A 26644-nucleotide genomic window follows, 5' to 3' on the forward strand; every position below is an offset into this window, starting at 1 on the left:
ATAGTGCTTATTAACGACGTAAGGGCACTTTTACGAAGAGATTAAAATCCATTCGTAAAAGCGCCCAAAATTGAGGAGCAACAAAAAATTATTTGTGCTACTCCTCCACAGTAGTAATTATTTAACTTCTACTTTTGCGCCAGCTTCTTCAAGTTGCTTTCTAGCATCTTCAGCTGTCTCTTTGTCTACGCCTTCTTTGATTGTTGAAGGTATATTTTCAGTTGCTTCTTTAGCTTCTTTTAGTCCAAGACCTGTAAGAGCACGAACAACTTTAATTACGTTAATTTTCTTATCACCTGCATCAGTAATAATAACATTGAATTCTGTTTGCTCTTCAGCAGCAGCTCCACCAGCTACAGCACCACCAGCCATTGCAACAGGCTGTGCAGATACGCCGAATTTCTCTTCAAACTCTTTTACCATTTCAGAAAGTTCTAGTACAGAAAGTCCTGAAATAAACTCTAATACATCTTCTTTAGTTATAGCCATAATATTTTTCCTTAAATTTATTGCATAAATTCAAGGGAACCTTAACATCTATTTGCACGCCCAAAGAAGTAATTCTTTAGGCTACGCTAACGCTAAATTTCCCTCGGCGGGAAGCCCATCGCACTTGTGCGATTGTATCCCTAATTAATCTGATAATTCAGACAACCTGGAAAAGTGAACTATGCCACTTCTTCCTCTTTTTTTTGTCTTAACGCGTCAAGTCCGATTGTAAAGCATGTAATCGGTGCCATCCAAGTAGCAGCAAGCATAGCAAGAAGCTCTTCGCGACCAGGAAGTTTAGCAAATGCTTCAACTTTAGCAGCGTCAGCAGGTGCACGATCAACATAAGCAGACTTAATCACAAACTTATCGTTATCTTTAGCAAAGTCAGCAGCTATTTTAGAAGTAGCGACTGAGTCAGAACCCCATACTAAAATATTAGTGTCTTTTAATTCAACACCTGTTAGTTCTGCATTGCTTAATGCGATCATTGCTAAAGTATTTTTAACAACTTGAACTTTTGCATCTTTTGCACGAGCAGCTTTTCTCAAACTCTCAAGACTAGAAACACCAAGTCCTTTATAATCACAAAAAATTACACTTTGAGCTTCTTTGAACTCATTTGAAAGTACTTCAATAATTTCAGCTTTTTGTGTTTTTGTCATAGAATATCTCCTTTCCAGACAATACTTCAACAGGAATACCAACTATTAATCGGCAGATTAAGCTTTCGCTCCTATATCTTCAGTCCATAAAATGCAGTTACCAAAGTAGTAACTTGATAGTGCTTTACGAATAAAGCACTAAAAATCACTCTCTCACTGATGTTATGCACTAAAACGAACGCGTCCATTTTAGTGGCAGAGACAGATGTCCCTACAACCCCCTAAAGCTGCGAAAAACTTGTTTTTCGAGATTCACGAGGTGTTTCTACAAACTTTTTTTCAAAAGTTGCATAACGTCAGTTACTTAATTTCAGCCAATTGCATAACATCAAGTTTAATAGCAGGACTCATCGTTAAACTAAGTGCGCCATTTTTGATATAGCGACCTTTTGCGGTTGAAGGCTTGTGCTTATTGATAGCTCTTACAAAAGATGATAGGTTTTCTGCAATTTTATCAGCATCAAAACTTGCTTTGCCGATACCAGCATGTATATTTCCTTTTTTATCAACACGGAAATTTACTTGACCACCCTTAACATTTTTAACAGCAGTTGCAACATCTGGAGTTACTGTACCTGTTTTAGGGTTAGGCATCATACCTTTTGGCCCAAGGATACGACCGATTTGACCAACTAGCCCCATACAATCCGGTGCAGCAACAACTACATCAAAATTAAAGATTCCATCTTTGATTTGTTGTACTAAATCATCAGTACCGACTATGTCTGCACCTGCTGCTTTTGCTTCATCAGCTTTAACGCCCTTAGCAAAAACTGCAACACGAACAGTTTTACCGGTTCCGTGAGGAAGAACGATAGCACCACGAATCATCTGGTCTGCATGTCTTGGATCTACATTTAGGTTTAATGCAATTTCAACAGTCTCATCAAACTTTGCACTTACTAGGTTTTTAACTACAACTGAAGCTTCATCAACACTGTGCGTCTTTGTAGCATCAATTTTTTCTATTAATTGTTTATATCTTTTACTCATTATGAAATTCTCCTATGAAATTCTGCCACAAAATTTTGTATCACTGTGGTCGATGATATTTATTTCTAGTCTACTACTTCTATACCGATTGAACGAGCAGAACCGGCGATAATATTAGCCGCCATCTCTTTATCATCAGTGTTTAAGTCTTCGATCTTTCTATTTACAACTTCCATAAGCTGCGCACGAGTAATCTTTGCAACTTTGTTTTTAAGTGCATTGTCCGAACCTTTTTTAAGTCCCGCAGCATTCATTAAAAGTGCTGATGCAGGTGGCTGCTTTGTGATAAAAGTAAAACTTTTGTCAGTATAAACAGTGATAATAACAGGAACTTTAAATCCCATCTTATCTTTTGTTTTTTCGTTAAATGATTTAGTAAACTCCATGATGTTAACACCACGTTGTCCTAAAGCTGGTCCAACCGGTGGTGCAGGTGTTGCTTTACCGGCTTCAATTTGAAGCTTAATGTAGCCTAATATTTTCTTTGCCATTTATTTTCCTTTTTATTATTTTAATTAACGCAATCTGAACAAAGTCCAGCTTGCTACGCTAACGCTAAGTTTCACCCTCAAGGGGGCATAGATATCTTCAGCAGAACGCTCGCGCGACTAGTCGCTTTAAACTACGCTAACATTAAACTTTTATAAAAAAATCTAATGTTAGCGTAGTTTATTACCAATTAAATTATTTTTTCAACTTGGGTATAAGCGATATCAACCGGGGTTGCTCTACCAAAAATTGAAACGTTAAGCTTTAGAGTTCCATGCTCTAAATCATACTCATCTACAGTTGCCGTAAAGTTTGCAAATGGACCATCCGTAATACGAACAGTTTCACCACTTTCAAAATATACCTTTGGCTTAGGTGCCGCTCTATTTTGAACACGGTCAAGAATAACACTAATATCATGCTCGCTTAAAGGTGTCGGCGTATTTGCTTCACCGATAAATCCAGAGACCTTAGGAACAGTCTGGATAAGATGTTGTATCTCTGTGTTAAGATCTATTCTTGCAAAAACATAACCCGAGTAGAGAGATCTCTCAGATATTTTTTTCTTGCCGTCTTTGACCTCTATAACATCTTCAGTGGGAACAATAACGTCTGTTATTCTATCCTGGAGTCCCATCTCTTCAATCATATTTAAGATTGCTAAGCGAACTGTTCTCTCATTTCCATATGTCTGTATAGAGTACCACTGATGATTACTTTTTTTTTCCTCCACTGCTACTCCTTATCCTAAGATTGCTGACATAACTGATGACATTATCAAGTCAATCAATGCTAAAAAAGCAGCTATAACAGCAACAACTATTACAACTGAAATATAAGCCTGCTTTACTTGACCTTTTGTAGGAAAAATAACTTTGCTTAGCTCTATTTTCGCATTTCTGATATGTGTACCTAAATTCATTTAACTTTCCTAATACTCATTAATTACAGATAAAGCTCTGTAGCTTTACAAATAATTAATGTGGCAGGCGTAGAGAGATTCGAACTCCCAACACCCGGATTTGGAATCCGGTGCTCTAACCGTTGGAGCTACACGCCTATTTTAAACAAAAAAAGCCAAGTCAAAAAGACTTGAGCTTAAGTTGCAACTATATTAGAGTTTCATCTCTTTGTGAACAGTATGCTCACGACAAAACTTACAATATTTTTTTACTGAAAATTTTTCAGTATGAGTTTTTTTGTTTTTAGTTGTGTGATAGTTACGACGAGTACACTTCTCACATCCTAAATGTATTGCTTCTCTCATGTTATTAACCTTATTAAAGGATTAATGCAAATTCGCTAAAGCGAATTATGCAATAATCTCAGCTACAACACCGGCACCAACAGTACGTCCACCCTCACGGATAGCGAACTTAGTACCTTTTTCCATAGCGATTGGGTGAATTAATTCAACTGTAATACTTACGTTGTCGCCCGGCATAACCATCTCAGTACCCTCAGGTAGAGTAATTGCACCTGTAACGTCTGTAGTACGAACATAGAATTGTGGACGGTAATTTGTGAAGAATGGAGTATGACGACCACCCTCTTCCTTACTTAGTACATAAATCTCAGCTGTAAATTTTGTATGTGGATTAATTGTGCCTGGCTTACAAAGAACTTGACCACGCTCAACATCATCTTTACCGATACCACGAACAAGAACACCACAGTTATCTCCAGCTAAACCTTCCGTCATCTCTTTACGGAACATTTCAATACCGGTAACAGTAGTTTTTTGAGTATCACGGATACCTACGATTTCAATAGTATCACCGATTTTAACTGTACCACGCTCAATACGACCAGTAACAACAGTTCCACGTCCAGAGATTGAGAAAACATCCTCAACTGGCATTAAGAACTCTTTGTCAACTTCACGAGCCGGCTCTGGAATATATCTATCTACTTCAGCCATTAATTTTTGAATTTTAGCTGACCATGGTCCAAGAGTACCGGTTTTCGCCTCTTCAAGAGCTTTAAGAGCTGAACCTGCAACGATTGGAGTATCATCGCCCGGGAAATCATACATATCTAATAGTTCACGAATTTCCATCTCAACTAATTCAAGAAGTTCTTCATCATCAACCATATCTTCTTTGTTCATGAAAACAACCATGGCAGGAACACCAATTTGCTTAGAAAGAAGAATGTGCTCACGAGTTTGTGGCATCGGACCATCAGCTGCAGAAACAACTAGAATAGCACCATCCATTTGTGCAGCACCCGTAATCATGTTTTTAACATAATCGGCGTGACCTGGACAGTCAACGTGTGCATAGTGACGATTATTTGTTTCATACTCTACGTGTGATGTTGCAATTGTAATACCACGCTCGCGCTCTTCTGGAGCATTATCGATTTGATCATAATCCATCATTTTTGCACCGTTAGTTACTGCTAATACTGCAGTAATTGCAGCTGTCAATGTTGTCTTACCATGGTCTACGTGACCAATAGTTCCAATGTTTACGTGCGGTTTATTACGCTCAAACTTTTCTTTTGCCATAGTGTCCTCCGACTTAATTTGTGAATAGAAATGGAATTGTACCCAAAAATTATTCAATTATTGCTTAAATTTTATCTATACTCTATCTTATGGAGCTCACGAGCGGATTTGAACCGCCGACCTCTTCCTTACCAAGGAAGTGCTCTACCCCTGAGCCACGAGAGCATAGTAAATATAAAACAAGCAATAATTGCATAATTTTTTTTAAATATTAGTAAATTTTTGTGTAGATAGCTATGTAAATTATAGAACAATACTATAAATATACAAATCATAATATGAAGTAGGTTGAATTTGTACTTCAGCTTCCAGAATGTTTCAATGGAGCGGGTGAAGGGACTCGAACCCTCGACCCTCAGCTTGGAAGGCTGACGCTCTAGCCAACTGAGCTACGCCCGCATGTGCCATTGAAATGGTGGTGAGAAGAGGAGTCGAACCTCTGAACCCGTAGGGAGCGGATTTACAGTCCGCCGTCGTTGGCCACTTGACTATCTCACCATAACAATATATGTTTTGTCCGGTCTAACACTGTTTCTAATATTCTCAAATTCAATGGTGCCGACACGAGGATTCGAACCCCGGGCCTGCTGATTACAAATCAGCTGCTCTAGCCAACTGAGCTATGTCGGCATCGAATTTGAGCCAGAATTATAGTGCAATATATTTTCAATGTCAAGAGTTTTTTATTAATTATTTGTCGAATCCAACTCTTTAAGTAAAATTGGTTATTATCTGCTCACATATTTCTAATTTTATATATATTGTAAAGGTTGTTTTTAGATGTTAAAGATTTTATTTTCACCCGCTGAGGGCAAAAAAATCGGAGGAGATGAGGATAAAAAAGAGCTATTTGGTTCTAATAGTGCAAGAGAGGGCATACTAAATGAGTACAACACTATTGTCAATAGCGGCAATAATGATGCCATAAAAGAGCTATTTGGCTTTAAAAAATTTAGCGACTGCGAAGCATATATATGTGATATTTTCAACTCGCCTCTTATGTGTGCGATTGAGCGCTATAACGGTGTGGCTTATGAGTATCTAGATTTTGACTCACTTCAAACAGAAGCAAAAGAGTATCTTAAATCAAATACAATCATATTCTCAAACCTTTACGGAGCGATTTTAGGCGGAGATACTATAGCTAACTATAAAGTAAAGCAGGGGAACAATGTAGGCAGTTTTATACCCGATAAGTTCTACAAAGATAGATTTTCCTATCAACTTGAACTCTACCTCGCAAACTGTGAGATTTTGGACTTGCGCGCTGGATATTATGATAAATTTTATGAAGTTAAAAAGCCCTATACCACGCTGAAGTTTTTAAAAGAGGGCAAAACCGTAAGCCACTGGGCAAAGGCCTACAGAGGCTTGGTGCTTAAAGCAGTTGCGCAAAATGAGATAAACTCGATAAGCGAGTTTATGTCCTTAGAGATAGATGGTCTAAGCGTTGCAGAGATTAAGGTAATAAAAAACAGAACCGAGATTGTTTACAATATTACAAATTTATAACTCTATTTTTCTCAACCTTAAAGAGTTTGCTATAACAGAGACCGAGCTAAAGCTCATCGCTGCTGCGGCTATCATCGGAGAGAGCAGCAAACCAAAAAATGGATAGAGAACTCCTGCCGCAATAGGAATTCCTGCTGAGTTGTAAAAAAAGGCAAAAAAGAGATTTTGTCTGATATTTCGCATTGTCGCTCTGCTTAATACTCTGGCTCTGACTATGCCTCTTAAATCGCCTTTTACTAAGGTAACACCGGCACTCTCCATCGCAACATCAGTTCCAGTTCCCATAGCAATGCCGACATGTGCAAGAGCAAGTGCAGGTGCATCGTTTATACCGTCACCCGCCATTGCAACGATATGTCCTTGTGCTTGAAGCTTTTTAATAATCTCTGCTTTTTGCTCAGGCAACACCTCAGCATGTACTTCATCTATGCCAAGTTTTTTTGCGACAATTTCTGCCGTGGTTCGGCTATCGCCTGTTAGCATGACTACTTTTATGCCTTGTTGATGTAAATTTTGAATGGCTTCTGCCGTGTTCTCTTTGATAGGGTCGGTAATGGCAATGAGACCGACTGCTTTTGAGCCAACGGCAACCAACATAACAATTTTGCCATCAGAGCGTTCTATATCTGCTTTTTTTGACAATTCAACTGCGTTTATGTTTAAGCTCTCAAACAGTTTTAAATTACCGACTGCAACTGTTTGCCCATCAACTTCACCTGTTATTCCCATACCGCTTATAGATTTGAAATTATCAGATTTAACTAACTCTACCTCTCTCTCTTTCGCACCATTTACAATAGCTTCTGAGAGCGGATGCTCACTCGCTCTCTCCAAACTAGCAACCAAACGTAAGAGTTCATTTTCACTAATTCCATCTTCTACATGTATATTTACCAGTTTAGGTTTTCCCTCTGTCAATGTTCCTGTTTTATCGACTACCAGAGTATCAACCTTTTCCATTATTTCTAAGACTTCGGCATTTTTGATTAATACCCCGCTTGTAGCACCTCGTCCCGTTGCTACCATTATAGAGATGGGCGTAGCAAGACCGAGTGCGCACGGACATGCGATAATGAGTACAGAAACGGCACTGACGATAGCATAAGCCAGACGAGGTTCACTTCCCCATATCCACCAGACAAAAAACGTTATTACGCTGATACCGATAACAGCTGGAACGAAATAAGAAGATACTACATCAGCCAGTTTTTGTATAGGGGCACGAGAACGCTGTGCCTTTGAGACCATATCTATGATTTGTGAAAGCAGAGTATCTGCACCAATCTTTTGGGTTCTCATAAGAAGAGTGCCGCTTGAGTTAATAGTGGCGCCTATAAGTTTCTCGCCTGCAAACTTTTTGACCGCAATCGGCTCACCCGTAACCATTGACTCATCAACATTGCTCTCACCCTCTATAACCACTCCATCAACAGGAACTTTTTCCCCCGGGCGGACACGCAGAATGTCTCCGACATTTACTTTATCAAGTGCGATATCCTCTTCATTACCGTTTTCTCTTACTATCCGTGCGCTGTTTGGAGCAAGCTCTAGCAAAAGTCTGATTGCTGCGTTGGTTTGAGAGCGAGCGCGCAACTCAAGCACCTGTCCTAAAAGCACAAGCGTTGTAATTACAGCTGCCGCTTCAAAATATACATGTACCAAACCATCACTCATCTGCATCATAGGCGGAAAAATATGCGCCATTATCAAAGCGACTACACTATAAGCCCAAGCAACGAATACACCTATAGCAATCAGCGTAAACATGTTTAAATTCATAGTTTGCAGAGATTTGTAACCTCGGACAAAAAATGGCCAGCCACCCCAAAAAACAACAGGTGTGGCTAGTAAAAACTCTATCCACTGAACCATTTTCATGCTTAAGACACTCGGTAATAATGAAGGCAATAAGTCTGAAATCATTGCTAAAACAAACACAGGAATAGAAAGAGCCGTACTAACCCAAAAACGACGACTCATAGATATGAGTTCTTCATTCTTTTCTTCTACTGCTTTTGCGACAACAGGTTCAAGTGCCATACCGCATTTTGGGCAGGAACCTGGATGATCTTGAACTATTTCCGGATGCATAGGGCATGTGTACTGAGTGGTTTGAAGCTCTTTTTCGTAAGTTTTTTGAATATCTATAGAACAGGTTTCTTCATCGTCACAGATAGATGTACTCTCTTCTTTTAAATATTTTTGCGGATTCTTTTTAAACTTCAAAAGACACTGCTCGCTACAAAAATAGTAATCATCTCCAGAGTAATTATAATAGTATTTAGAATCACTAGAGACATTCATGCCGCAAACTGGGTCTTTTAGCTGATCGGGTTCTCTCTTAAAATTGATCTCCATATCGCTACCCTCCTTATATAATTAAGATTTAGTTACCTCTGTTTCCTCTAGTAAATCTTTAAAGTCTGCTCTTCTCTCTTCAAGCTCTTTTCTGTATGTGTCATAATCCCCAAAATGAAAAAATTTATCATATCTTGAGTGCATGTCAATTTGCGGTTTTGAGTGTTTTATGGGACACCAAAACTGCTCGCTTCTTGCCGCTATCTCTCTTGTGTAGCCTATGACACCGTTAAAATACTCACAATACAAACAGTTTATCTTCTCAACTCTATCCAGATAAAAAAGATTGTATCTGTCTATGACTACGTAATCACTTCTTTTAACTTTTGGTATCTTATATATAGGAAAACAGACCGTTTGATAAATAGTAACAAAGATATCTGCAAGAAGTGCGGGAATCATCATCGACCAGATAAAAGGGATTGTGAAAATTACTAAAACAGGAAACGATGATAAATATTTGATGGAGCTTACAATCCTGGATTTCCCCTCTTCTATTACGTTCTCTTGAAACTTTACCTTTTTATCCTCAAGCGTATAAAAAAATTCATCCTGCTTTTTTCTAAGCTCTGCCATAAGTTCGTCTTCAAGAGTTTTTATCTGTTGTGCTATCTCATCTATTCTACTATCCATCAAACTCTCCGGTTTTTTTGATTTTATCTTTTTTAAAGTATAGCACTATTTTATCAATTAAACATTTTTAATAATGGAATAAGCTTTTTTCATTTAAAACCACTAAGGAGCTTGAACCGCTAGAGGAGCCTTTTGGACAGGAAAATGCACTCGAAGCTATAGACTTTACCGCGAACATTGAGCAAGACGGTTACAATCTTTTTGCCATGGGAACCTCGGGCAGCGGCAAACACTCTACCGTGATGAACTTTTTGCAAAAAAAAGCAAGAAGCCAAAAGGCACCAAACGACTGGTGCTATGTCAACAACTTTAAAGACCCTAGAAAACCCATTGCCATAGAACTTCCCTCAGGACATGCCGTAGGATTTAAAGATGACATGGATGATCTTGTCGAGCTCTTAAAAGAGATTCTTCCGACTGTTTTTGAAGGCAGTGCTTACCGCAATGAGTATGAGGCTATCAACCAAAAATATATGGAAAAAGAGACGCAGATTTTCAAACATCTCCAAGACGAGGCAAAAAAACATGATATTTCAATGGATGCCAGCTCTAAAAACAGAGTCACCTTGGCGCCCGTCATAAACGGTAAAGTCATTACTGCCTCAGAGTTCAACGCCATAGAGGGAAAAGAGAAAGAGGAGATTGAGAAGAAGGTCGATGAGTTTGAGAAAATTGTAAAAGATGGTCTGCATGGTGTAAATGAGCTAAACAAAGCGCAAAGAAAAGAGCTTAAAGATTTAGAGAAGAGAGTGACTAAGGAGTCGGTCGAATCGCTTATTGACGAAGTGCGCTCCAAGTACAAATATTCAGACAAAATCACTGCCTATCTTGATGATTTAGAGGATTATGTTATCCGACATGTACAGGATTTTTTGGTAAAACCCGACGAAATGCCGATGATGCCCTTTATGAAAGAACTCTCACTCGGCGGCAGAGAAGGATGATATAAACAAGGTACTCCAGACACGCATCGATAGGGCAAACCGCATACGGATGAGACTCTACGAACAGATTGATGAGGGCACCATCATGATTGATGTATCAGGCAGTGCAGTAGGTCAGATAAATGCGCTTAGTTTTATCTCCATGGGAGGATACAACTTCGGTATAGCCTCTAAAATTACCGCTAGAACACGCATCGGCAAAGGCGAGATTATAGATATTGAGCGAGAAGTTGAACTGGGCGGACCTCTTCACTCAAAAGGAGTTATGATTCTTAGTTCGTACCTTGGCTCAACGTACGCCCAAAACAAACCCTTAAGCCTCTCTGCTTCTTTGGTTTTTGAGCAATCCTACAATAAAATAGACGGTGACAGCGCATCTTCAACAGAGCTCTACGCCATTCTTTCATCGCTTGCAAACCTGCCTATAAAACAAAACATCGCAGTTACGGGTTCTGTTAATCAATTTGGCGAAATCCAGCCCATAGGCGGAGTAAACGAGAAGATAGAGGGCTTTTTCGACATATGCATGCGCAGAGACAAAAATGGATTTTACGGCGTCATTATTCCAGAAACAAACATCAAGCATCTAATGCTCAAAACTGAAGTTCTTGAAGTGGTAGAAAAAGGCAACTTTGCAATCTACGCAGTAAAAACTATAAATGAAGGTATAGAGATTTTAACCGGTGTAGAAGCGGGAGAAACTGATGAAAACGGCAACTATCCACCATCTAGCATAAACGGCATGGTAATGGTTCGTCTTGAGGAGTTCTCAAAAAACGCAAAAGATTTTTATCGCAAGAAGAGTGATAGCCCTGATGAAGAGAATAAAACAGATAAATAGTGTAAAATTACATCAATATAAACAAAAGGCAAGTTTTGGAAGATTCACAAGAGTACAAAAACAAAAAAGCATACTTTGAGAAGATAATCACGCTTTATGGCAGAAATGTAGTCATAGAGGTTCTTCAAGATGAAAACATCGGTATTCATAAACTTCACATGTCAAACTCTAACAAACCAGACGGTGCGGTAGAGACTATCTTAAAACTTGCAAAAAAAAGAGGCATTGAGGTAGTTTATCACGATAAAAATGCACTCAGCAGAATCAGTAAAAATGCAAAACAAGACCAAGGTGTGGCGATTGACATCATTGCTTCCTCCTACCAAAGCGCAAATGAGATAAAGAGTTTAAAAAGTTTCAAACTCTTAGCGCTTGACGGCATACAAAACCCTCAAAACCTAGGGATGATTATCCGCTCATGTGCGGCAGGTTATGTCGATGGAATTATTCTTCCTAAAAAAAGCAGCGCAAAAATCTCTCCGCTTGTTATAAAAGCGAGTGCAGGAACGCTTTTTAAACTCCCAATCTACTACTGCAATACGCTCGATGAGATTTTAAAAGAGCTAAAAGATACAAAAATATTTCTGCTCTCTTCACATGCAAAAAACAGTATCTATGATTTGAAAAAAAGCGACAAATGCATATTTGTTCTTGGAAACGAGAGTGAAGGAGTCTCAAAAGAGATAGAAAAACTATGTAACGACTCTATCAGCATCCCTATGAACCGTGGTGTAGAGTCACTTAATGTTGCAGTTACCGCTTCGCTTATCGCTTTTATGAAGTAAATTATCTCATCATAATCTCATAAGGGCGTTTTATCTCTTGCACGATCTCATCGACGCTCATGTGGCGTGATTTTCTCAAAAACTCTTTGCTCTCAAGAAAAACCAAAACGGTAGGGATGGCAAAAACGCTAAAATGCGCGGCTATCTCTTGATCTACTGAAGTGTCTATGCTTATGATTTGAAACTCTTTAAAGTTGCTCTTTATCGCTTCAAAAAGTTTTGGTTTTAGCGCATGACAAACATTGCATGTGGGTGCTGAAAAGTAGAGCATAACGGCTGGATTTTCTTCTAGAATTTTTTTTATCTCATCTCTGTTTTGCATAAGGGAGCACCTCTTTTTTTGGTGGGGAATTATACACTATCTGTTATAATCCCTTTATGAGTTCCATAATATTTTCAATACTCGGCATCTATATATTTATACTTATCGGCTTTATCGCAAAAATGAGCTTTAAAGAGAGCATCGACGATAAGACGATTACGCTTATAAACGTCTATTTTTTACAGATTTTTTTAACATTTTGGGGACTTCTGATTCGCCCCGTTGACATCACGCTTCTTTATGCGCCCTCCGTATATCTAGTTATTGTTGCTATAGTTTTACTCATCTCGGCGCTGGTTGCAAAGAGGCTCTTTAAAGATAAAAAAGAGTACTCCATTGCAACAGTTGCGGCTATTATAGGCAATACGGGAAATTTGGGCATACCTTTAAACATAGCAATATTTGGCGAAGAGTCTATCCCCTACACGACTATCATAAATCTTATGAACGTGTTTGTTGTCTATACTATCGGGGTCTATTACTACTCAAGAGGGAGTTTTGACGTAAAAACATCGCTAAAAAACATAGTTAAACTCCCTATTTTATGGGCGGCTACGGCGGCAATAATCCTTAGTATGCAGGGCTACAAACCAAACGATGAGATAATGAAAGTGCTTATGATGGGGGCTTACGCTTCCATTGTTATGCAGCTGTTTTTGTTCGGTATGTATCTCTACGGCACTGAGGTAAAAGAGATTAGCAAAAGACTTACGTTGTGGATTATAAGTATAAAATTTCTATTTTTGCCCGCTGTTGCTTTTTTGATTCTTTATAGTATTGAGATGGATAGCATGATAAAAGGAGTAATCTTTTTAGAGCTCTTAATGCCTCTTGCTATAGCAAATGTCAACTTTGCCTCGTTATATGACTGCAAACCAAAAATCGTTACCGCTCTAGTATTTATCTCCTCTGTCTTGTTTTTGGGAGTAATCTTTGCAGGCACAAAGGTTTTAACATATCTATGAACAAAATATATAAGATTTATAAAACACTGCACAAAGCCTACGGTCCTCAAGGGTGGTGGCCTATAACAGGTTGCGGATATCATAAACTTGATTATAGTTTCCCGCGAAACAGAGATGAGATATTTGAAGTGTGTCTTGGCTCGATTTTAACTCAAAACACTACATTTGCTTCCGTCGTAAAATCTTTAAACAATCTACATGTAAAGAGTGCTCTACATGCAGATGCGATAGAGAGTATGGATATAGACGAACTAAAAGAGGCTATCAGACCATCAGGCTATTTCAACCAAAAAACAGAGTATATTTTAGAATTTATAAAATTTTACAAAAATCTAAAAGGTGCTACTCCCACAAGAGAGGCTCTTTTACATGTAAAGGGTATTGGCGAAGAGACGGCGGATTCTATGTTGCTCTACGGTTATAATCAGAGAGAGTTTAAAGTAGATGCCTATACAAAAAGATTGTTGATTGGGTTAGGTTTTGCAGATGAGAGAACAAAGTACTTAGAGATAAAATCTCTTATGCAAAACTCCCTAAAAGAGTGCATAAAAGATGAAAAAGAGCTGCTTATAGCCTACCAAGAGTTTCATGCTCTAATAGTAGAGCATGGCAAAAGACACTACTCCAAAAAACCATATGGAGTAGGCTGTTTTTTAAAAACAACTATTTTTTGCAACCCTCAGCAGTAATACTGCTTCTATTTTTCTCTAACATTTTATCTCCAAAGCCCTTGATTTCTTTTAGCTCATCTACACTTTTAAAACACTCATTTGCTTTTCTATACTCTAAAATGGCATTTGCTTTTGCTTCGCCGACACCGTTAATACTCATAAGCTCATCTTTATCAGCTTTGTTAATATCCACAGCTCCAAAACACAAAACGGCACCTATAATCAATAGTGAGAACAACTTCATTTCTAACTCCTTTTAACGCAAGATGTTAAATTGTACTTTATTAATATTAAATTAACATTAATTATTAATAAAATCTAATAAAATTTTCTATTTTTGCGAGTGGATACCTCTAAAAACTCACTCTTAGATTGCCACGGCTAAAGCCTCGCAATGACAAGTATGACAATCTAGTTTTTAGAAGTGTAAAGGTTTTTTTAAAGATTTAATATATATAGGAGATAAAATAAAGAGGTTTTACCTATAGGCAATTAGCCTATAAGCAAATTATTTAATTTTTGAGAGAATATTTTCTACAGAGAAGCCGAACTTGGCAAAAAGCTTATCTGCCGGAGCAGAAGCACCGAATGTATCCATACCGATAACCTCATCGGCAAATCTATACCACTCTAAACCGCGAGCAGCTTCAATAGCTACTTTTTTACTATCTTGTTTAATAATAGAATCTATATACGCTTTGTCTTGCTCAATAAATAGGTCATAACATGGGACGGAAACAACATCTGCTTCAACTCCTTTTGCATTCAGCGCCTCTTTTATTTTAAGCGCAAGTTCTACCTCTGAGCCTGAAGCCATCAATGTAACAGTTGCATTTTCATCACTTGCAAGAAGATATCCGCCTCTATCAGCACTCCCTTTAACCGCAGCCGGAAGAACTGAGAGATTTTGGCGTGAACATACAAAAGCTGATGGAGATTTTTTCATGCTGAGTGCAGTTTTCCACGCCTCAATATTCTCCGCACCATCCGCAGGACGCCAAACATAAAAGTTTGGAAGTGCTCTAAACTGACTTAAATGCTCAATCGGCTGATGCGTAGGACCGTCTTCGCCTACACCGATGCTATCATGTGTCCAGATAAAGAAGTGCTGTATCCCCGCAAGAGCCGCGATACGCGCAGCAGGTTTCAAATAGTCCGAGAAGACAAAAAACGTTGCAGAAAACGGCATAAGCGGTCCGTAAAGTGCAATCGCATTTGTAATAGCCGCCATTGCATGTTCGCGGATACCAAAGTAGATATTTCTCCCTTTTGGATAAACACCCATGTCAAGAAGCTCTGTTTTGTTTGAAGGACTAAGATCTGCGGAACCGCCTAAAAAGCATGGAAGAGCCTTTGCAATTGCATTTAGAATTTTTCCGTTTGTATTTCTCGTAGCATCAGCCTTCTCAAAAGTCGGCCACTGAATTCTTGAAAAATCTGGATTTTGAAAAGCATCTAACGTCTCATTTTGCTCCATTAAAGGAAGCGCTTTAAGGGAGTGAATCCACTCACGCTCCGCTAAATCACCTTTTTCAATCGCACATCTAAAACGAGCCATAACATCTTCATCTACATGGAAACTCTTTGTCGCATCAAATCCACAAGCACTCTTTGCCTCAGCAATTACATCGCTGCCAAGAGGAGCACCGTGAGAGTGATGAGAACCCTCAAGTTTTCCTCCTCCTTTTGCGATAGTCGTGTTTGCGATGATGATCGTCGGCTTAGTATTTGCTTTTGCAACGGTAATTGCGCCATCAATCGCATCAAAATCATGACCGTCACATTCTTGTACATCCCAACCTTGAGACTCAAAGCGAAGACGAATGTTTTCGCTGATACTTAAACTTGTAGAACCCTCGATTGTAATGCGGTTAGAGTCATAGATAAGAATAAGATTGTCAAGCTTGTTGTGTCCTGCTATAGAGCACGCTTCATAACTAACACCCTCTTCTAAGTCGCCGTCACCGCACAAGCAGTAAACATTGTGATCTATAACTTTTGCCGTATCGGAGTTAACCTGAGCGCCCATAAATTTTGAAGCCATGGCAAAACCTACCGCATTTGCAACGCCCTGACCCAAAGGACCTGTAGTAATTTCAACGCCCTCAGTGTGTCCAAATTCAGGATGCCCAGGGGTTTTTGAGTCTAACTGGCGAAAGTTTTTCAAATCTTCAATCCCCAAGCCGTATCCCCAAAGATAATAAAGAGAGTAGATAAGTCCTGTTGCATGACCACCGGAAAAAACAAGCCTATCGCGGTTTAACCAAGATGGGTTTTTAGGATTATGATTTAAGTGTTCACTTAAAACTACCGCAATGTCCGCCAAGCCCATAGGCGCGCCAGGATGTCCTGAATTTGCCGCTTGAACCATATCTGCCGCTAAAAATCTTATACTGTCTGCCATTTTTTGACGCATTTCATTACTCATTATTTTATTGCCTTCATTTATTATTTGATGTTATGCACTAAAACGAACGCGTCCGTTTTAGTGGCAGGGACTAAAGTCCCTACAACCCCCTGAAGCTACGAAAAACAAGTTTTTCGAGAACTACAAAGTATTTTTTACGCCTTTTTTGTGAAAATGCGTAGGTTAGCTATTTATGTCTGTTTATATAGTGTACAAGAAGCGGAAATAGCTCGTTTTTTAACTTCTCATCAAACCCATCCATCTCTTTTATAAGCGTCTGAGCCAACTCATCTGCTTCTTTTAGCGCCTCATCAAGCCCAAGAAGCGTCACAAAACTGTTCTTTGACTCATCATTGTTTGTTAGTTTTCCTGCTTCCTCCGAGCTCTGTGTCACATCCAAAATATCATCTTGTATCTGAAACAAAAGTCCAAGTCTTACGCCAAAATCATAAAGAGTATCTGCCAACTCTTCACGGTCGACAATAATTGCACCCATCTTAAGTGAAGCTGCAATAAGTTTTGCCGTCTTGTTTGTGTGCAAAACTCTTACATCTTCAATGCCAAGCGCTCTGTTTTCAAAGTAGCAGTCAATCGCCTGCCCCAAGACCATACCGTTTAAGCCGCCGCTTGTTGCAAGCTCTCTTACAAGAGCGACTCTCGTATAGTCGGAAAATGGAGCGTTGCTTAAAACCTCAAAAGAGTAGGTATTTAACGCATCACCGACTAAAATAGCAGTTACCTCATCATAAAGTACATGCAGAGTCGGCTCTCCGCGTCTTAACGGCGAGTTGTCCATCGCAGGCAAATCATCATGAATAAGAGAGTAAGTATGCAGAAGTTCAACCGCGTAAGCAGCATGATACGCTCCGCCTATTAAAAGCGGGTTGTACGCATTTACCACTCCTAGCAAAAGTGCGGGACGAAATCTCTTCCCGCCTGCAAGGAGCATTTTTTGAAGCGCCTCTTCATAAGTCGGATGTATGCTTTTTGAAGTCGGTAGGTAATTTAGTAAAAAATTCTCAAAGTTCTGCATATGAAATTTTACCTAATTTACTTTCACAAAAAACTGAAATTGTTCTCTTTCAAAGAGAAGATTTGCACTCTTTTTAGGATTGTCTATTATCTCTAATATTTCCTCTTCATTCTTTACATCTTTTATGTTGACCTGCAGTAACTGATCTCCTAGTTTGAGACCGTAATGCTCAGCTTTTTTCTCTATTTTGGTGATAAAGAGATTTTTATCAAACGATATGCCCAAAAACTCTAAAAACGTATCGCTCAAATATCCGCCGCCGACTCTGTTTTTGCTCTTTGCGCTCAAAGTAAGCAACTCATTCCCACGTTTGATTTTCACACTGTGAGTAGAACCGATTTCGCTAAATAGCACATCTCTCATAAACGCAGCACTGTTTTTAATTTTTTTGCCATCCAGCTCAAGGAGTATATCGCCTTTTTGAAACCTATTCTCTTTTATAAAAGGGTTGGAGCTGAAAACAACAACGTCAGAACCGACATTCTTGACTCTGATGCCGAAGTCTCCATAAGCCACCTTTTTGCTCTTTAAAAAATGCGCTATATACTCTTTTTCGATTATTCCGCGCTCAGTCACGACTCCCTCTATGGCACAACAGCTGTTTAGAAGCAGACTCGGTGCAGAGAGCGGTTTGCTAAATGTTGCAAAACTGTTCAGCCCAACCTGTCTCTTTATAATCTTACCCTCAATCACACTGCTGTTGTCAACACCGAAACTCCCGAGGGATTGATTTATGTTGACTCTAAAAGGGTATTTAAAACTATTTTTGTCTTCTACAAGATAGAGTGAGAGAAAGGGGTCATGTTTGATTATTTTTGCAGTTGGTTTAGTTTTGGAAAAAATTAATTTTTGATTGTTTTTGAGTGGTATATGAAGAGAGGTGCACGCTATGGCTTTTGAGTCGACAACTTTAAGTCTGCAAGAATCAGAACCGCCTTTACATGCATAAAGGTTTAAAAAGAGAAGGTTAAGCGCTAAAAGCAGCCTAAGCACTTACTTAGTCCCAAATGGATTTGCACCACCCATTCCACCAAGCATACCTAAAGCACTGTTTTGTCTATTGTCTTCTACCATTTTGTTTGCATCATTGATGGCGCCGATAAGCAGGATCTGAAGTGAATCTTTGTCATCAAGGAGTGAGTCATCGATATTTATATCAATCACCTCTCCTTTTCCGTTAATGGTTACTTCAACCATGCCGCCGCCGCTTTTTACCTTAAAAACTTTAGACTCTAGCTCAGCTTGAAGTTTTTTAGCATTCTCCTGCATTCCTTCAAGCATTTTACCCATGTCGCCCAAGTTGCCAAACATTTTAGATACTCTCTAAAATTTCTTCGATATCATTGTTTTCATCTACTAAAACAACTTTTGGCTTATATGTCTCTAAATCTTTTTCGTCATAAGTAGCATACGCAACTATAATGATTTTATCGCCTTTGTGAACTTTTCTAGCAGCCGCACCGTTTAGACAGATGTCTCTTTTGCCGCGTTCACCCAAAATAATATATGTTGAAAATCTCTCACCGTTATTGATGTCAAGTATCTCAACTTTTTGTCCAACCCTCATCTTTGCAGCTTCCATCAGCTCCTGATCTATGGTAATAGAACCAACATAGTTTAGGTTAGCATCAGTTACGGTAGCGCGATGAATTTTGCTGTACAACATCTCTATTGTCATTTTTTACATTCCCATCTGTTTTTTCATATCGCACGGCGATATCGGTTCGTCCCACACTTCGGAACTAATTAAAAACTCTTCAATCACTTTGCCGCCGATGATGTGTTCTTCCACTATTCTATCAATTTTCTCTTTAGTAAGTGCTGCGTACATAAAATGTCCCGGCTCTACAAGCATAACAGGACCCGAACTACAGCGGTTTAGACACGATGTACGGATAGGTTGAACTGTTCCCATCACGCCCTCTTTCATCAATTTCTGTGCCAAATGCTGAAACAGATCCTGTGTCTGTGGCGTTACGCATGAAGGTTTCGGCATGCCCGGAGGAGCTGATTGTTCACACTTGAATATGTAAAATGCCGGTTGAGGAATTCCCATAATGTCCGTCCTTAATATTTTTCGCAATTATAGCAAAAATAATCTCATAAATATTAATGCGTATAAATAACTTTTTTTCTTTAAGAATCTGACCCCTTACGCACTTTTGCAAAAAAGTTCGTAAATACCTCTAATCTTCTCGAAAAGTACCCTTTTCGTAGCTTTAGGGGGTTGTAGGGACATTTGTCCCTGCCACTAAAACGGACGCGTTCGTTTTAGTGCGTAACATCAGTAAGAATTTAACTTATTTTTAGCAACTCTCTTACTACTTCTCTGTCATCAAAAGGAAATTTTTCATCGTAGATTATCTGAAAAGATTCATCACCTTTTCCAAGAATTACAACTACTTCATCCTCCTGCTGCTCATCAAGCGCCATCTGAATAGCTTTTTTTCTGTTTAGCTCTACAGTGACAATGCTTCTGTCTTCAATCCCCTCTAAAATATTATCTACGATACTTTGAGGGTCTTCATTTCTAGGATTGTCGCTTGTAATATAGAGCTTTTTCGCTAGGCTTGCAGCAACTTTTCCCATAAGAGGTCGTTTGCTTCTGTCTCTATCTCCACCTGCTCCAAAGACAACCAAAAGCTCTTTCTCTTTGAGTGCATTTAAAACCTGCTGTATGCCATCAGGCGTATGCGCAAAATCAACTATAACATTCGGCACTTCGCTTACCTGCTCCATTCGCCCACTCACACCGGCAAAATTATCCACAACTTCACAGACCTCTTCAAGCTTTTTGCCACTCAATATATGAGTTGCCGCAATAGCCGCCAATAAGTTGTAAAGGTTGAAAAATCCATGCAAAGATGCAGTAAAAGGCACCACATCTTTTATGTTTTGAATAATTCCGCTTGTTGCATTATTGAGCGAATAAGCAATCAGCCTATATGTGGCAGAGTTTTCTATGCCGTATGTAAAAGTATTTTTAAAATTAAACGATGCTTTTGTCTCATCTTTATTGATGAGTTTCTTTCCATCATCTTGGAAAAAGCTGTTCTTAACGGCAATATATTCGCCTATTGTCTTATGATAGTCTAGATGGTCTTGAGTGATATTTGTTAAAATTTTAAGTTCAAAATCAAGCCCCTCTACTCTTTTTTGAGCGATGGCGTGCGAACTTACTTCCATGATAAAAAACTCACATCCAGCCGCTACTGCCTGATAGATGTGCTTATATGTATTTAAAACGGAAGGCGTTGTTAAACTTTTACCCTCGATAAGCTCATCGTTCATAAAAAAACCGCGCGTTCCCTGCATTGCAACCTTGTAACCAAGATCTAGCAAAAATGAGTAGATAGCACTTGCCGTCGTCGTCTTGCCGTTTGTTCCGGTAATTCCGACAATTTTTATATTCTCTACGCCAAAGAGTTTTGCAACATCTTTTATACTTATAATCGAGTGAGCGCCGTTCTCTTTTGCGTTTTGAAGATACTTCTCATTTTGAGCCGTGAGCACGAATGCCGTCTCTTTGTCGCACTCCTGCGAATTTTCGGTTATATACCTAAACTCCTCTTCCGGCAGTTCAATTTTCAACTTTTTTGCCCTTTGTCAGCTTTGTAAGCAATTTTCTAAGAAGTACATCACTCGGGTAAACGCTTAGAGCATTTTCCAAATAGGTCAAAGCCATCTCCGCAAAACCATGGTCCATAAGACTGTCCAAGAAGTCGACAAAGTCCTCTTTTTGGGTGATTATAACTCTTGTAGAGAACATTATGTTTTCAAAAGTCTCTTTAAAACTCTCTCCAGAATCAATCAACGCCTTAAAATCTTTATACAAAATACCGTCCTCAAACTCTATTCTGTCGCGGATAGGCTGTGCAAACACTTCGCTAAGCTTCTCCATTGAGCCGTCGATATTTTGCAAAATATCGCTCATGATGATGTCTGCTTGCTCTTTGTCTTCCTCTTTCAATATCTCATAATAGTCAAAAAGAGCCTCGGCACCACCTTCCCCACTGAGTGCCATCTCTGCCAATATAACGCCGTTGTAAGCCTCTTTTGAATTTGGAAAATTCTGCAGTACTGCTGCAAACTTCTCCAGTGCATTTTTATAGTCTGATTTGGAGAAACTGTCTTTAGCTTGTGATAATATTTTATGTTTACTTATTGCCATTTTGTCTCCTTCATTTTTTATAAATTATCTATTTCGTCTTCCATGCCTATTGGTACATTTATAACTGTTATCTCAGGATGGATAGCCATCTTAAGCTGTCTTTCCACGCCGTATTTTAACGTGCTACCGCTACTGGCACAACCTATGCAAGAACCTCTTAATTGTATATATACCTTCGAGTTTTTAACTGTTATAAACTCTATATCTCCGCCATCAAGAGCCAAAGATGGACGAACTTTGTCTATAACGCTTCTTGCCGGATTCATCAACTCTTCGTCTGTAAATGGTATCATGCCCATCCTTTATAATTTATATCTTTTATTGTTTTCATAAGATATGCAAATATTGCTTAACAAGTCATAAAAAACAGAAGCTACCTATCCAGCGAAAGGATTTCATGCACATATGAAGACTTCCTCATCCCAACGAGGATATAATCGACATTTTCGCTATTTATTAAAAACTTTAGTGAGCACTCCGGCATTGTAGCGCTGCACTCTTTAAAGAACTCTTTTAGCTCTGCTCTTGTTCTTTTTGCACACTCATGTGCTACCATTTTTCTATACTCGATGAGAAAAAGATCAATAAAATCTAGCATTGTCCGGCTGCTCTCTTCATCTACTTTTTGCAGGGTTTTTCTCATATGCGGTATTATCTGGGTAAATAGAAAAAGATCATAATCGCCGATCCATCCAAATTTGTGCTTAGTTGCATCGAGTTGCTCCAACAGATTATAAAGAGGTCTTAGAGCTTCATTGTCGCAAACTTCCATCAGCTCATTAAAGTATGTGTAGTAATCCTTACTCTCATCATAATCAGCCAAGCGGTACATCATTTCATTATATTTTGCATTTAGCGGTCTGTTTGCTAAAACTCTAAGCCCGTTCTTTTTTGCCCATGAAGCGCATTTCAGCCCATCCCTCTCCAAAATATTAATGGGAAGCTCTATGGTTGTAAAGCTGTGAGTTCTGTTTCCGACTATCATTGCCGCATTATACGCAAGCGTCGGCAAATCTTCATACGGCAGAAATTCATCACTTGCGCGTGGGAGAGAAAAACTGTTGGAACTGATGCCGTAAGAGCCTATTCTACCGCTTTTAACTTCCTCTTCAAGCCCTACAAAAGCCTCTTGTAATCTTCTGTACATCTCGTCTAGACGCTCATCTTTGTCCATACCTCTGTTGATTGCGTCTAAAATATAGTACTCCGGATTGTGTATGAGATAACAGTCAATCCTCTGCATCTCAAGTCTTTGCAGTGAAGCGCTTAACTGCTCATGCATAAATGATTTTGCTATAGAGTGGTAGCACTCATCGCTGTATTTTACAACTTCTTTTTCATTCTCAATTATTGAGGGGTCTTCTTTGTAGTTAAGCAGATTTGTTCCTTGAAGATACCCAAATTTGCTTACTATTTCGACTTGATCTTTTTTATCTTCATCGAACTCTCTAAAAGCGATTGCGATTGCACGCTCTGCGCCGCCATCCATATAGTTTGAAGATGTATCTATCATCTCTATACCGGATTCTATCGCCTCTTTTAAGGCTTCAATGTGTTGTGGATTTATATCACTTATTCTATAAGTTCCAAATGCAAAATTACTCATAATGTCTCACTTTTATAATTTAAGTAGTTTTGAATGTGGAAATCTTGAAGGATAGCAGAAAGACCGACGGGTCTTTCTGCTTATTTGTGCTAAATTATACTAATTCAACGAATGCCATAGTAGTAGCATCACCACGGCGGATACGAGTTCTAGTAATTCTAGTGTATCCTCCTGGACGATCAACATACTTAGGAGCTATCTCATTTACTAAAGTTTTAGTTGCCTCTTTACTTTGAAGCGCCGCAAATACTGCTTTATGAGCATTAGAATCGCCCTTACCGGCGATAGTGATAAGTTTTTCAACGTAAGAACGAAGTTCTTTTGCTTTCATAATAGTAGTCTCTATTTTACCATGTTCAATTAACGAAATACTTAGGTTCTTAAGTAGAGCTGCACGGTGTGAGCTTGTACGACCTAGTTTACGGTATCCATGACGATGTCTCATCTATAATTCCTCTTTTTACAAGCCTATAAAGCTTCAATTTTCTTTTTTAGTCCACTAACGATCTCATCTGCAAGATCGCCTCCAACTTCATATCCAAACTCTTGAAGTTTTTCAACAATCTCATCATATGACTTTTTACCAAGATTTTTAACGTTTTTGAGGTCATTTGTACTCATTAACGCTATTTCACCTATAAATTTTATATTTGAGCGGTCAAGACAGTTAAAACTTCTTGCACTCAAACCTAAATTATCAATATGCATAGTTAGTTTTTTAAGGTCCGGGCTCTCTTCTGTTCTCTCAATAGCAGCCGGAGATTTAACGCTTATTTCACTGTTAAATACAGCTAATTGAGCATACATAACTTCTAGCGAATTTCTAAATGCATCAAGCGGAGAAATTTGTCCATCAGTTCTGATGTTTAAAATCACTCTCTCAAAGTTAGGATTATCTTCTACAAGTACGTTCTCAATTCTATATGTTGCGCTACGAACAGGAGTGAAATATGCGTCTAGTGTGATATATCCCTCTTCTAGCCCATCATGAGTGTCTTCACTAGCAACATAACCGATACCTTGAGCAATTTTGATCTTAAAGTTAAGCACTGAATCTTCATTTAGAGTTGCTAAATGCATATCCGGTGTTACCACTTCTACTTCGCTGTTTGTAAGGTCGCCGCCTTTAATGGTACAAGGACCGGCAAAGCTATAGTTAACTTCTGTCTCTGTAGCACCGCCAAGCAGCTTAAATCTTATCTCTTTAAGATTTAAAATAAAGTCTGAAATGTCTTCGAGCATACCGCGTACAGAATCAAACTCATGTTTAGCGCCTTCAATTTTAATAGCTATAGGAGCATAACCAACTGAGCTACTTAACAAAAAACGGCGAAGTGGATGAGCTAAAGATATAGCATAACCCGTTTCAAATGGGTATGCCATAATATTAGCTTCATTTTCACTAATCTGTTCTACCTCAAACTCTTGAGGAGCAAGTGGAGTAGTTTTAATTTTTTTCATTTAACGCCTTTTATTTAACTTTTATTTCGAGTAAAGCTCAACGATTAAACGCTCTTCTACAGGGATAACAACTTCTTCACGCTCCGGCAAACGAGTAAAGATACCGAATTTTTTATCAGCATCAATATCAACCCATGGTGCAAGACCAGTTTGATTTACAAGCTCTAGAGCACGAACAATCTGAGAGTTGTTTTTGCTGCTCTCACGAATCTCAATCTTTTGTCCCGGTCTTACACGGTAAGAAGGAATATCCAATTTAGCACCGTCAACAAGAAGGTGGCCATGTGTTACAAGTTGGCGTGCAAAACGACGTGTCGTTGCAAATCCCATTCTGTAAACAACATTGTCTAATCTCTGCTCAATTAAAGTAACAAGGTTTGTACCCGTATTGCCTTCTCTTCTTTTAGCTTCAACGAATAGTGCGCGGAATTGCTTCTCAGAAAGACCATACATAAATTTTGCTTTTTGCTTTTCATTTAACTGTAAACCGTACTCTGATACTTTTTTACGACGCTGACCATGTTGACCCGGACCATATGGACGTTTCTCTAATGCAGACTTACCTGCTAAACGACGCTCCCCTTTTAGGTTAAGGCTAACTCCAAATCTTCTTTCGATTTTTTCTACTGGACCTCTATATCTTGCCATCAGTAATCTCCTTAAACTCTACGGCGCTTAGGCGCGCGACAACCATTGTGTGGCAGTGGAGTAACATCTTTCATAAATGTTACGCGAATACCTTCAATGGAACCTACTGCTTTAGTTGCAGTTTCTCTTCCTGAACCGGGACCTTGAACTTTAATACCAAGTTCTTTTATGCCATGCACTTGAGCTTTTGCTACTGCATCTTCTACTGCTGCTTGAGCTGCAAACGGAGTAGATTTTTTGCTACCTTTAAAACCAAGACTACCTGCAGAGCTCCAAGCAATCATGTTGCCCATTTCATCTGTAATAGTTACAAGTGTATTGTTAAATGATGCAGAGATGTGGCAGATACCACGTGCAATATTTTTCTTTATTACTTTTTTTCTAACAGCTTTTCTTTTTGCCATTTGCTAATCCTTATGCTGCGCCGACAGTTTTACGTTTACCCTTGCGAGTACGCGCATTTGTCTTAGTTTTTTGACCACGACATGGAAGACCACGACGGTGACGAAGACCTCTGTATGAACCTAAATCCATAAGTGCTTTAATGTCCATTGCAACTTGCTTACGAAGATCACCTTCTACAGTATGATTTGCACGAATCTCTTTTGTAATCGCCGCAACATCATCTTCGCTAAGTTCGTAAACTCTTTTGTTATAGTCTATCCCTGTCGCATCTAAAATCTTGCGAGAAGCATGTAGACCAATGCCATATACGTATGTTAGACCATACTCAATTCTTTTCTTTTTAGGTAAATCAACACCAGAAATACGAGCCATGATTATCCTTGTCTCTGTTTATGTTTTTTAACTTTGCAGATCACTCTAACAATGCCTTTTCTCTTGATAACTTTACAGTCATCACACATCTTCTTAACTGAAGCACGTACTTTCATTGAAAGTCTCCTCTATATTAATTCTTTGCTGCATTTAGGCAAACATCTATATCCGTTTACCAATACTTTTATCTATATATCTCTATATAGGTAAAAATACTCTAGCTTGTTGTCAAAACAGCAAAGCGGATGAGGATTATACACAAATAAATGTAAAAGATTTATTAAAGCATTATGTTTCATATAAGATTAATAGGTAAATCCGACGAGATATAGGCTCGATAATTGCTTTAGGGTTTTAAAAAG

General features: G+C 38.8%; 34 protein-coding genes and 5 tRNA genes. 6 read left to right on the plus strand and 33 right to left on the minus strand.

Features of this window, described 5'->3' with window-relative positions; genetic code table 11:
• Nucleotides 1-117: 117 nt before the first annotated feature.
• The 13 genes from rplL to IBX42_RS03940 form a co-directional block, all read right to left on the minus strand.
• On the minus strand, nucleotides 118-489 hold the full coding sequence (gene rplL / locus IBX42_RS03880) for a 50S ribosomal protein L7/L12 (RefSeq protein WP_294929078.1): 372 nt from the start codon (nucleotides 487-489) through the stop codon (nucleotides 118-120).
• Nucleotides 490-668: 179 nt separating this feature from the next.
• Nucleotides 669-1154: a 50S ribosomal protein L10 gene (gene rplJ / locus IBX42_RS03885; protein ID WP_294929081.1), complete on the minus strand. Its 486-nt coding sequence runs from the start codon at nucleotides 1152-1154 to the stop codon at nucleotides 669-671.
• Nucleotides 1155-1454: 300 nt separating this feature from the next.
• Nucleotides 1455-2147, minus strand: a complete 693-nt coding sequence (gene rplA / locus IBX42_RS03890) for a 50S ribosomal protein L1 (protein WP_294929084.1) — start codon at nucleotides 2145-2147, stop codon at nucleotides 1455-1457.
• 65 nt (nucleotides 2148-2212) lie between these two features.
• Nucleotides 2213-2638, minus strand: coding sequence for a 50S ribosomal protein L11 (gene rplK, locus IBX42_RS03895; RefSeq protein ID WP_294929088.1), 426 nt, complete (start codon nucleotides 2636-2638; stop codon nucleotides 2213-2215).
• A 188-nt stretch (nucleotides 2639-2826) separates the two neighbouring features.
• Nucleotides 2827-3369, minus strand: a complete 543-nt coding sequence (gene nusG, locus IBX42_RS03900) for a transcription termination/antitermination protein NusG (protein WP_294929091.1) — start codon at nucleotides 3367-3369, stop codon at nucleotides 2827-2829.
• Between the two features lie 9 nt (nucleotides 3370-3378).
• Complete coding sequence (gene secE, locus IBX42_RS03905) at nucleotides 3379-3558, minus strand: preprotein translocase subunit SecE (RefSeq protein WP_137011690.1); 180 nt, start codon at nucleotides 3556-3558, stop codon at nucleotides 3379-3381.
• 61 nt (nucleotides 3559-3619) lie between these two features.
• Nucleotides 3620-3696 (minus strand) — tRNA-Trp (locus tag IBX42_RS03910).
• 54 nt (nucleotides 3697-3750) lie between these two features.
• A complete protein-coding gene (gene rpmG / locus IBX42_RS03915; RefSeq protein WP_137011688.1) occupies nucleotides 3751-3903 on the minus strand; it encodes a 50S ribosomal protein L33 in 153 nt (50 codons plus the stop codon).
• Between the two features lie 45 nt (nucleotides 3904-3948).
• Nucleotides 3949-5148 (minus strand): elongation factor Tu, encoded by a 1200-nt coding sequence (tuf, locus tag IBX42_RS03920; RefSeq protein WP_294929097.1) that lies wholly within the window; start codon nucleotides 5146-5148, stop codon nucleotides 3949-3951.
• A 90-nt stretch (nucleotides 5149-5238) separates the two neighbouring features.
• A tRNA-Thr gene (locus IBX42_RS03925) sits at nucleotides 5239-5313 on the minus strand.
• A gap of 157 nt (nucleotides 5314-5470) precedes the next feature.
• Nucleotides 5471-5547, minus strand: a tRNA-Gly gene (locus tag IBX42_RS03930).
• 14 nt (nucleotides 5548-5561) lie between these two features.
• Nucleotides 5562-5646, minus strand: a tRNA-Tyr gene (locus IBX42_RS03935).
• A 55-nt stretch (nucleotides 5647-5701) separates the two neighbouring features.
• A tRNA-Thr gene (locus IBX42_RS03940) sits at nucleotides 5702-5778 on the minus strand.
• Between the two features lie 150 nt (nucleotides 5779-5928).
• Between IBX42_RS03940 and IBX42_RS03945 the strand changes: the two genes are divergently transcribed.
• The gene (locus tag IBX42_RS03945) at nucleotides 5929-6660 is read left to right on the plus strand and encodes a YaaA family protein (protein ID WP_294929100.1); all 732 of its coding nucleotides are present in this window, start codon (nucleotides 5929-5931) and stop codon (nucleotides 6658-6660) included.
• On the opposite strand, the gene IBX42_RS03950 is transcribed toward IBX42_RS03945, so the two are convergent.
• Nucleotides 6655-9018 carry a heavy metal translocating P-type ATPase gene (locus tag IBX42_RS03950; protein ID WP_294929103.1) on the minus strand — a complete coding sequence of 788 codons (2364 nt, stop codon included), beginning with the start codon at nucleotides 9016-9018 and terminating at the stop codon, nucleotides 6655-6657. The two genes, IBX42_RS03945 and IBX42_RS03950, sit on opposite strands and share 6 nt — an antisense overlap.
• A gap of 21 nt (nucleotides 9019-9039) precedes the next feature.
• Complete coding sequence (locus IBX42_RS03955) at nucleotides 9040-9651, minus strand: hypothetical protein (protein WP_294929106.1); 612 nt, start codon at nucleotides 9649-9651, stop codon at nucleotides 9040-9042.
• Between the two features lie 206 nt (nucleotides 9652-9857).
• On the opposite strand from IBX42_RS03955, the gene IBX42_RS03960 reads away from it, so the two are divergent.
• From IBX42_RS03960 to rlmB, 3 genes are read left to right on the plus strand one after another with little or no spacing between them, the layout of a single operon-like run.
• A complete protein-coding gene (locus tag IBX42_RS03960; protein WP_365943309.1) occupies nucleotides 9858-10595 on the plus strand; it encodes a Lon-like protease helical domain-containing protein in 738 nt (245 codons plus the stop codon).
• 49 nt (nucleotides 10596-10644) lie between these two features.
• The gene (locus IBX42_RS03965; protein WP_294929109.1) at nucleotides 10645-11436 is read left to right on the plus strand and encodes a S16 family serine protease; all 792 of its coding nucleotides are present in this window, start codon (nucleotides 10645-10647) and stop codon (nucleotides 11434-11436) included.
• A gap of 35 nt (nucleotides 11437-11471) precedes the next feature.
• Entirely contained in the window at nucleotides 11472-12221 is a 750-nt protein-coding gene (gene rlmB / locus IBX42_RS03970) for a 23S rRNA (guanosine(2251)-2'-O)-methyltransferase RlmB (protein ID WP_294929112.1), read from the plus strand.
• A 1-nt stretch (nucleotide 12222) separates the two neighbouring features.
• Here the strand turns inward: rlmB and IBX42_RS03975 are convergent, their stop codons facing one another.
• Entirely contained in the window at nucleotides 12223-12543 is a 321-nt protein-coding gene (locus tag IBX42_RS03975; protein WP_294929115.1) for a thioredoxin family protein, read from the minus strand.
• Between the two features lie 56 nt (nucleotides 12544-12599).
• Here IBX42_RS03975 and IBX42_RS03980 point away from each other — a divergent pair, with 56 nt between their 5' ends.
• Entirely contained in the window at nucleotides 12600-13508 is a 909-nt protein-coding gene (locus tag IBX42_RS03980) for an AEC family transporter (protein WP_294929118.1), read from the plus strand.
• On the plus strand, nucleotides 13505-14197 hold the full coding sequence (locus IBX42_RS03985; RefSeq protein ID WP_294929121.1) for an endonuclease III domain-containing protein: 693 nt from the start codon (nucleotides 13505-13507) through the stop codon (nucleotides 14195-14197). Before IBX42_RS03980 ends, IBX42_RS03985 begins: the two co-directional genes overlap by 4 nt.
• Here the strand turns inward: IBX42_RS03985 and IBX42_RS03990 are convergent.
• The 17 genes from IBX42_RS03990 to rpmJ all read right to left on the minus strand — a co-directional run bounded on the left by IBX42_RS03990 (nucleotide 14172) and on the right by rpmJ (nucleotide 26398).
• The gene (locus tag IBX42_RS03990) at nucleotides 14172-14423 is read right to left on the minus strand and encodes a helix-hairpin-helix domain-containing protein (protein WP_294929124.1); all 252 of its coding nucleotides are present in this window, start codon (nucleotides 14421-14423) and stop codon (nucleotides 14172-14174) included. The genes IBX42_RS03985 and IBX42_RS03990 overlap by 26 nt on opposite strands.
• A gap of 264 nt (nucleotides 14424-14687) precedes the next feature.
• Nucleotides 14688-16607, minus strand: a complete 1920-nt coding sequence (tkt, locus tag IBX42_RS03995; RefSeq protein ID WP_294929127.1) for a transketolase — start codon at nucleotides 16605-16607, stop codon at nucleotides 14688-14690.
• A gap of 166 nt (nucleotides 16608-16773) precedes the next feature.
• A complete protein-coding gene (locus IBX42_RS04000) occupies nucleotides 16774-17619 on the minus strand; it encodes a polyprenyl synthetase family protein (protein ID WP_294929130.1) in 846 nt (281 codons plus the stop codon).
• A gap of 12 nt (nucleotides 17620-17631) precedes the next feature.
• The gene (locus IBX42_RS04005) at nucleotides 17632-18612 is read right to left on the minus strand and encodes a PDZ domain-containing protein (RefSeq protein ID WP_294929134.1); all 981 of its coding nucleotides are present in this window, start codon (nucleotides 18610-18612) and stop codon (nucleotides 17632-17634) included.
• Nucleotides 18613-18930 (minus strand): YbaB/EbfC family nucleoid-associated protein, encoded by a 318-nt coding sequence (locus IBX42_RS04010; RefSeq protein ID WP_294929137.1) that lies wholly within the window; start codon nucleotides 18928-18930, stop codon nucleotides 18613-18615. It lies immediately after the preceding gene.
• Between the two features lies 1 nt (nucleotide 18931).
• Nucleotides 18932-19297, minus strand: coding sequence for an aspartate 1-decarboxylase (gene panD / locus IBX42_RS04015; protein WP_294929140.1), 366 nt, complete (start codon nucleotides 19295-19297; stop codon nucleotides 18932-18934).
• Between the two features lie 3 nt (nucleotides 19298-19300).
• Entirely contained in the window at nucleotides 19301-19675 is a 375-nt protein-coding gene (locus IBX42_RS04020; protein WP_294929143.1) for a (2Fe-2S) ferredoxin domain-containing protein, read from the minus strand.
• Nucleotides 19676-19914: 239 nt separating this feature from the next.
• Nucleotides 19915-21210 (minus strand): UDP-N-acetylmuramoyl-L-alanyl-D-glutamate--2,6-diaminopimelate ligase, encoded by a 1296-nt coding sequence (locus tag IBX42_RS04025; RefSeq protein WP_294929146.1) that lies wholly within the window; start codon nucleotides 21208-21210, stop codon nucleotides 19915-19917.
• Complete coding sequence (locus IBX42_RS04030) at nucleotides 21200-21790, minus strand: hypothetical protein (RefSeq protein WP_294929149.1); 591 nt, start codon at nucleotides 21788-21790, stop codon at nucleotides 21200-21202. Before IBX42_RS04030 ends, IBX42_RS04025 begins: the two co-directional genes overlap by 11 nt.
• 17 nt (nucleotides 21791-21807) lie before the next feature.
• A complete protein-coding gene (locus IBX42_RS04035) occupies nucleotides 21808-22083 on the minus strand; it encodes a NifU family protein (protein WP_294929152.1) in 276 nt (91 codons plus the stop codon).
• Between the two features lie 80 nt (nucleotides 22084-22163).
• A complete protein-coding gene (locus IBX42_RS04040; protein ID WP_294929155.1) occupies nucleotides 22164-23396 on the minus strand; it encodes an aldo/keto reductase in 1233 nt (410 codons plus the stop codon).
• Nucleotides 23397-23490: 94 nt separating this feature from the next.
• On the minus strand, nucleotides 23491-23841 hold the full coding sequence (gene rplQ / locus IBX42_RS04045; RefSeq protein ID WP_294929158.1) for a 50S ribosomal protein L17: 351 nt from the start codon (nucleotides 23839-23841) through the stop codon (nucleotides 23491-23493).
• A 23-nt stretch (nucleotides 23842-23864) separates the two neighbouring features.
• Nucleotides 23865-24857, minus strand: coding sequence for a DNA-directed RNA polymerase subunit alpha (locus tag IBX42_RS04050; protein ID WP_294929161.1), 993 nt, complete (start codon nucleotides 24855-24857; stop codon nucleotides 23865-23867).
• A 21-nt stretch (nucleotides 24858-24878) separates the two neighbouring features.
• Nucleotides 24879-25505: a 30S ribosomal protein S4 gene (rpsD, locus tag IBX42_RS04055; RefSeq protein ID WP_294929164.1), complete on the minus strand. Its 627-nt coding sequence runs from the start codon at nucleotides 25503-25505 to the stop codon at nucleotides 24879-24881.
• A gap of 11 nt (nucleotides 25506-25516) precedes the next feature.
• Complete coding sequence (gene rpsK, locus IBX42_RS04060) at nucleotides 25517-25909, minus strand: 30S ribosomal protein S11 (RefSeq protein ID WP_294929167.1); 393 nt, start codon at nucleotides 25907-25909, stop codon at nucleotides 25517-25519.
• 10 nt (nucleotides 25910-25919) lie between these two features.
• The gene (rpsM, locus tag IBX42_RS04065; RefSeq protein ID WP_294929170.1) at nucleotides 25920-26282 is read right to left on the minus strand and encodes a 30S ribosomal protein S13; all 363 of its coding nucleotides are present in this window, start codon (nucleotides 26280-26282) and stop codon (nucleotides 25920-25922) included.
• A gap of 2 nt (nucleotides 26283-26284) precedes the next feature.
• Nucleotides 26285-26398 (minus strand): 50S ribosomal protein L36, encoded by a 114-nt coding sequence (gene rpmJ, locus IBX42_RS04070; protein WP_008338806.1) that lies wholly within the window; start codon nucleotides 26396-26398, stop codon nucleotides 26285-26287.
• Between the last annotated feature and the right edge of the window lie 246 nt (nucleotides 26399-26644).

Source organism: Sulfurimonas sp. (assembly GCF_014859695.1).
In the GTDB taxonomy this organism is placed as follows: domain Bacteria; phylum Campylobacterota; class Campylobacteria; order Campylobacterales; family Sulfurimonadaceae; genus Sulfurimonas.

Excerpts from the sequence above, each read along its gene's own strand:
- IBX42_RS03965 (WP_294929109.1), top strand. The coding sequence starts at position 10,645 with ATGAGACTCTACGAACAGATTGATGAGGGCACCATCATGATTGATGTA.
- IBX42_RS04040 (WP_294929155.1), bottom strand. The coding sequence starts at position 23,396 with ATGAGTAATTTTGCATTTGGAACTTATAGAATAAGTGATATAAATCCA.
- rpsK (WP_294929167.1), bottom strand. The coding sequence starts at position 25,909 with ATGGCAAAAAGAAAAGCTGTTAGAAAAAAAGTAATAAAGAAAAATATT.
- rplJ (WP_294929081.1), bottom strand. The coding sequence starts at position 1,154 with ATGACAAAAACACAAAAAGCTGAAATTATTGAAGTACTTTCAAATGAG.
- rplA (WP_294929084.1), bottom strand. The coding sequence starts at position 2,147 with ATGAGTAAAAGATATAAACAATTAATAGAAAAAATTGATGCTACAAAG.
- IBX42_RS03975 (WP_294929115.1), bottom strand. The coding sequence starts at position 12,543 with ATGCAAAACAGAGATGAGATAAAAAAAATTCTAGAAGAAAATCCAGCC.
- IBX42_RS04050 (WP_294929161.1), bottom strand. The coding sequence starts at position 24,857 with ATGAAAAAAATTAAAACTACTCCACTTGCTCCTCAAGAGTTTGAGGTA.
- IBX42_RS03955 (WP_294929106.1), bottom strand. The coding sequence starts at position 9,651 with ATGGATAGTAGAATAGATGAGATAGCACAACAGATAAAAACTCTTGAA.
- rpsD (WP_294929164.1), bottom strand. The coding sequence starts at position 25,505 with ATGGCAAGATATAGAGGTCCAGTAGAAAAAATCGAAAGAAGATTTGGA.
- tuf (WP_294929097.1), bottom strand. The coding sequence starts at position 5,148 with ATGGCAAAAGAAAAGTTTGAGCGTAATAAACCGCACGTAAACATTGGA.
- IBX42_RS04010 (WP_294929137.1), bottom strand. The coding sequence starts at position 18,930 with ATGTTTGGCAACTTGGGCGACATGGGTAAAATGCTTGAAGGAATGCAG.
- IBX42_RS03980 (WP_294929118.1), top strand. The coding sequence starts at position 12,600 with ATGAGTTCCATAATATTTTCAATACTCGGCATCTATATATTTATACTT.
- IBX42_RS03990 (WP_294929124.1), bottom strand. The coding sequence starts at position 14,423 with ATGAAGTTGTTCTCACTATTGATTATAGGTGCCGTTTTGTGTTTTGGA.
- IBX42_RS04030 (WP_294929149.1), bottom strand. The coding sequence starts at position 21,790 with ATGGCAATAAGTAAACATAAAATATTATCACAAGCTAAAGACAGTTTC.
- panD (WP_294929140.1), bottom strand. The coding sequence starts at position 19,297 with ATGACAATAGAGATGTTGTACAGCAAAATTCATCGCGCTACCGTAACT.
- IBX42_RS03945 (WP_294929100.1), top strand. The coding sequence starts at position 5,929 with ATGTTAAAGATTTTATTTTCACCCGCTGAGGGCAAAAAAATCGGAGGA.
- secE (WP_137011690.1), bottom strand. The coding sequence starts at position 3,558 with ATGAATTTAGGTACACATATCAGAAATGCGAAAATAGAGCTAAGCAAA.
- IBX42_RS03950 (WP_294929103.1), bottom strand. The coding sequence starts at position 9,018 with ATGGAGATCAATTTTAAGAGAGAACCCGATCAGCTAAAAGACCCAGTT.
- rplK (WP_294929088.1), bottom strand. The coding sequence starts at position 2,638 with ATGGCAAAGAAAATATTAGGCTACATTAAGCTTCAAATTGAAGCCGGT.
- rpmJ (WP_008338806.1), bottom strand. The coding sequence starts at position 26,398 with ATGAAAGTACGTGCTTCAGTTAAGAAGATGTGTGATGACTGTAAAGTT.
- rpsM (WP_294929170.1), bottom strand. The coding sequence starts at position 26,282 with ATGGCTCGTATTTCTGGTGTTGATTTACCTAAAAAGAAAAGAATTGAG.
- IBX42_RS03985 (WP_294929121.1), top strand. The coding sequence starts at position 13,505 with ATGAACAAAATATATAAGATTTATAAAACACTGCACAAAGCCTACGGT.
- IBX42_RS04000 (WP_294929130.1), bottom strand. The coding sequence starts at position 17,619 with ATGCAGAACTTTGAGAATTTTTTACTAAATTACCTACCGACTTCAAAA.
- rplL (WP_294929078.1), bottom strand. The coding sequence starts at position 489 with ATGGCTATAACTAAAGAAGATGTATTAGAGTTTATTTCAGGACTTTCT.
- IBX42_RS04035 (WP_294929152.1), bottom strand. The coding sequence starts at position 22,083 with ATGATACCATTTACAGACGAAGAGTTGATGAATCCGGCAAGAAGCGTT.
- rpmG (WP_137011688.1), bottom strand. The coding sequence starts at position 3,903 with ATGAGAGAAGCAATACATTTAGGATGTGAGAAGTGTACTCGTCGTAAC.
- IBX42_RS04020 (WP_294929143.1), bottom strand. The coding sequence starts at position 19,675 with ATGGGAATTCCTCAACCGGCATTTTACATATTCAAGTGTGAACAATCA.
- tkt (WP_294929127.1), bottom strand. The coding sequence starts at position 16,607 with ATGAGTAATGAAATGCGTCAAAAAATGGCAGACAGTATAAGATTTTTA.
- rplQ (WP_294929158.1), bottom strand. The coding sequence starts at position 23,841 with ATGAGACATCGTCATGGATACCGTAAACTAGGTCGTACAAGCTCACAC.
- IBX42_RS03960 (WP_365943309.1), top strand. The coding sequence starts at position 9,858 with ATGGGAACCTCGGGCAGCGGCAAACACTCTACCGTGATGAACTTTTTG.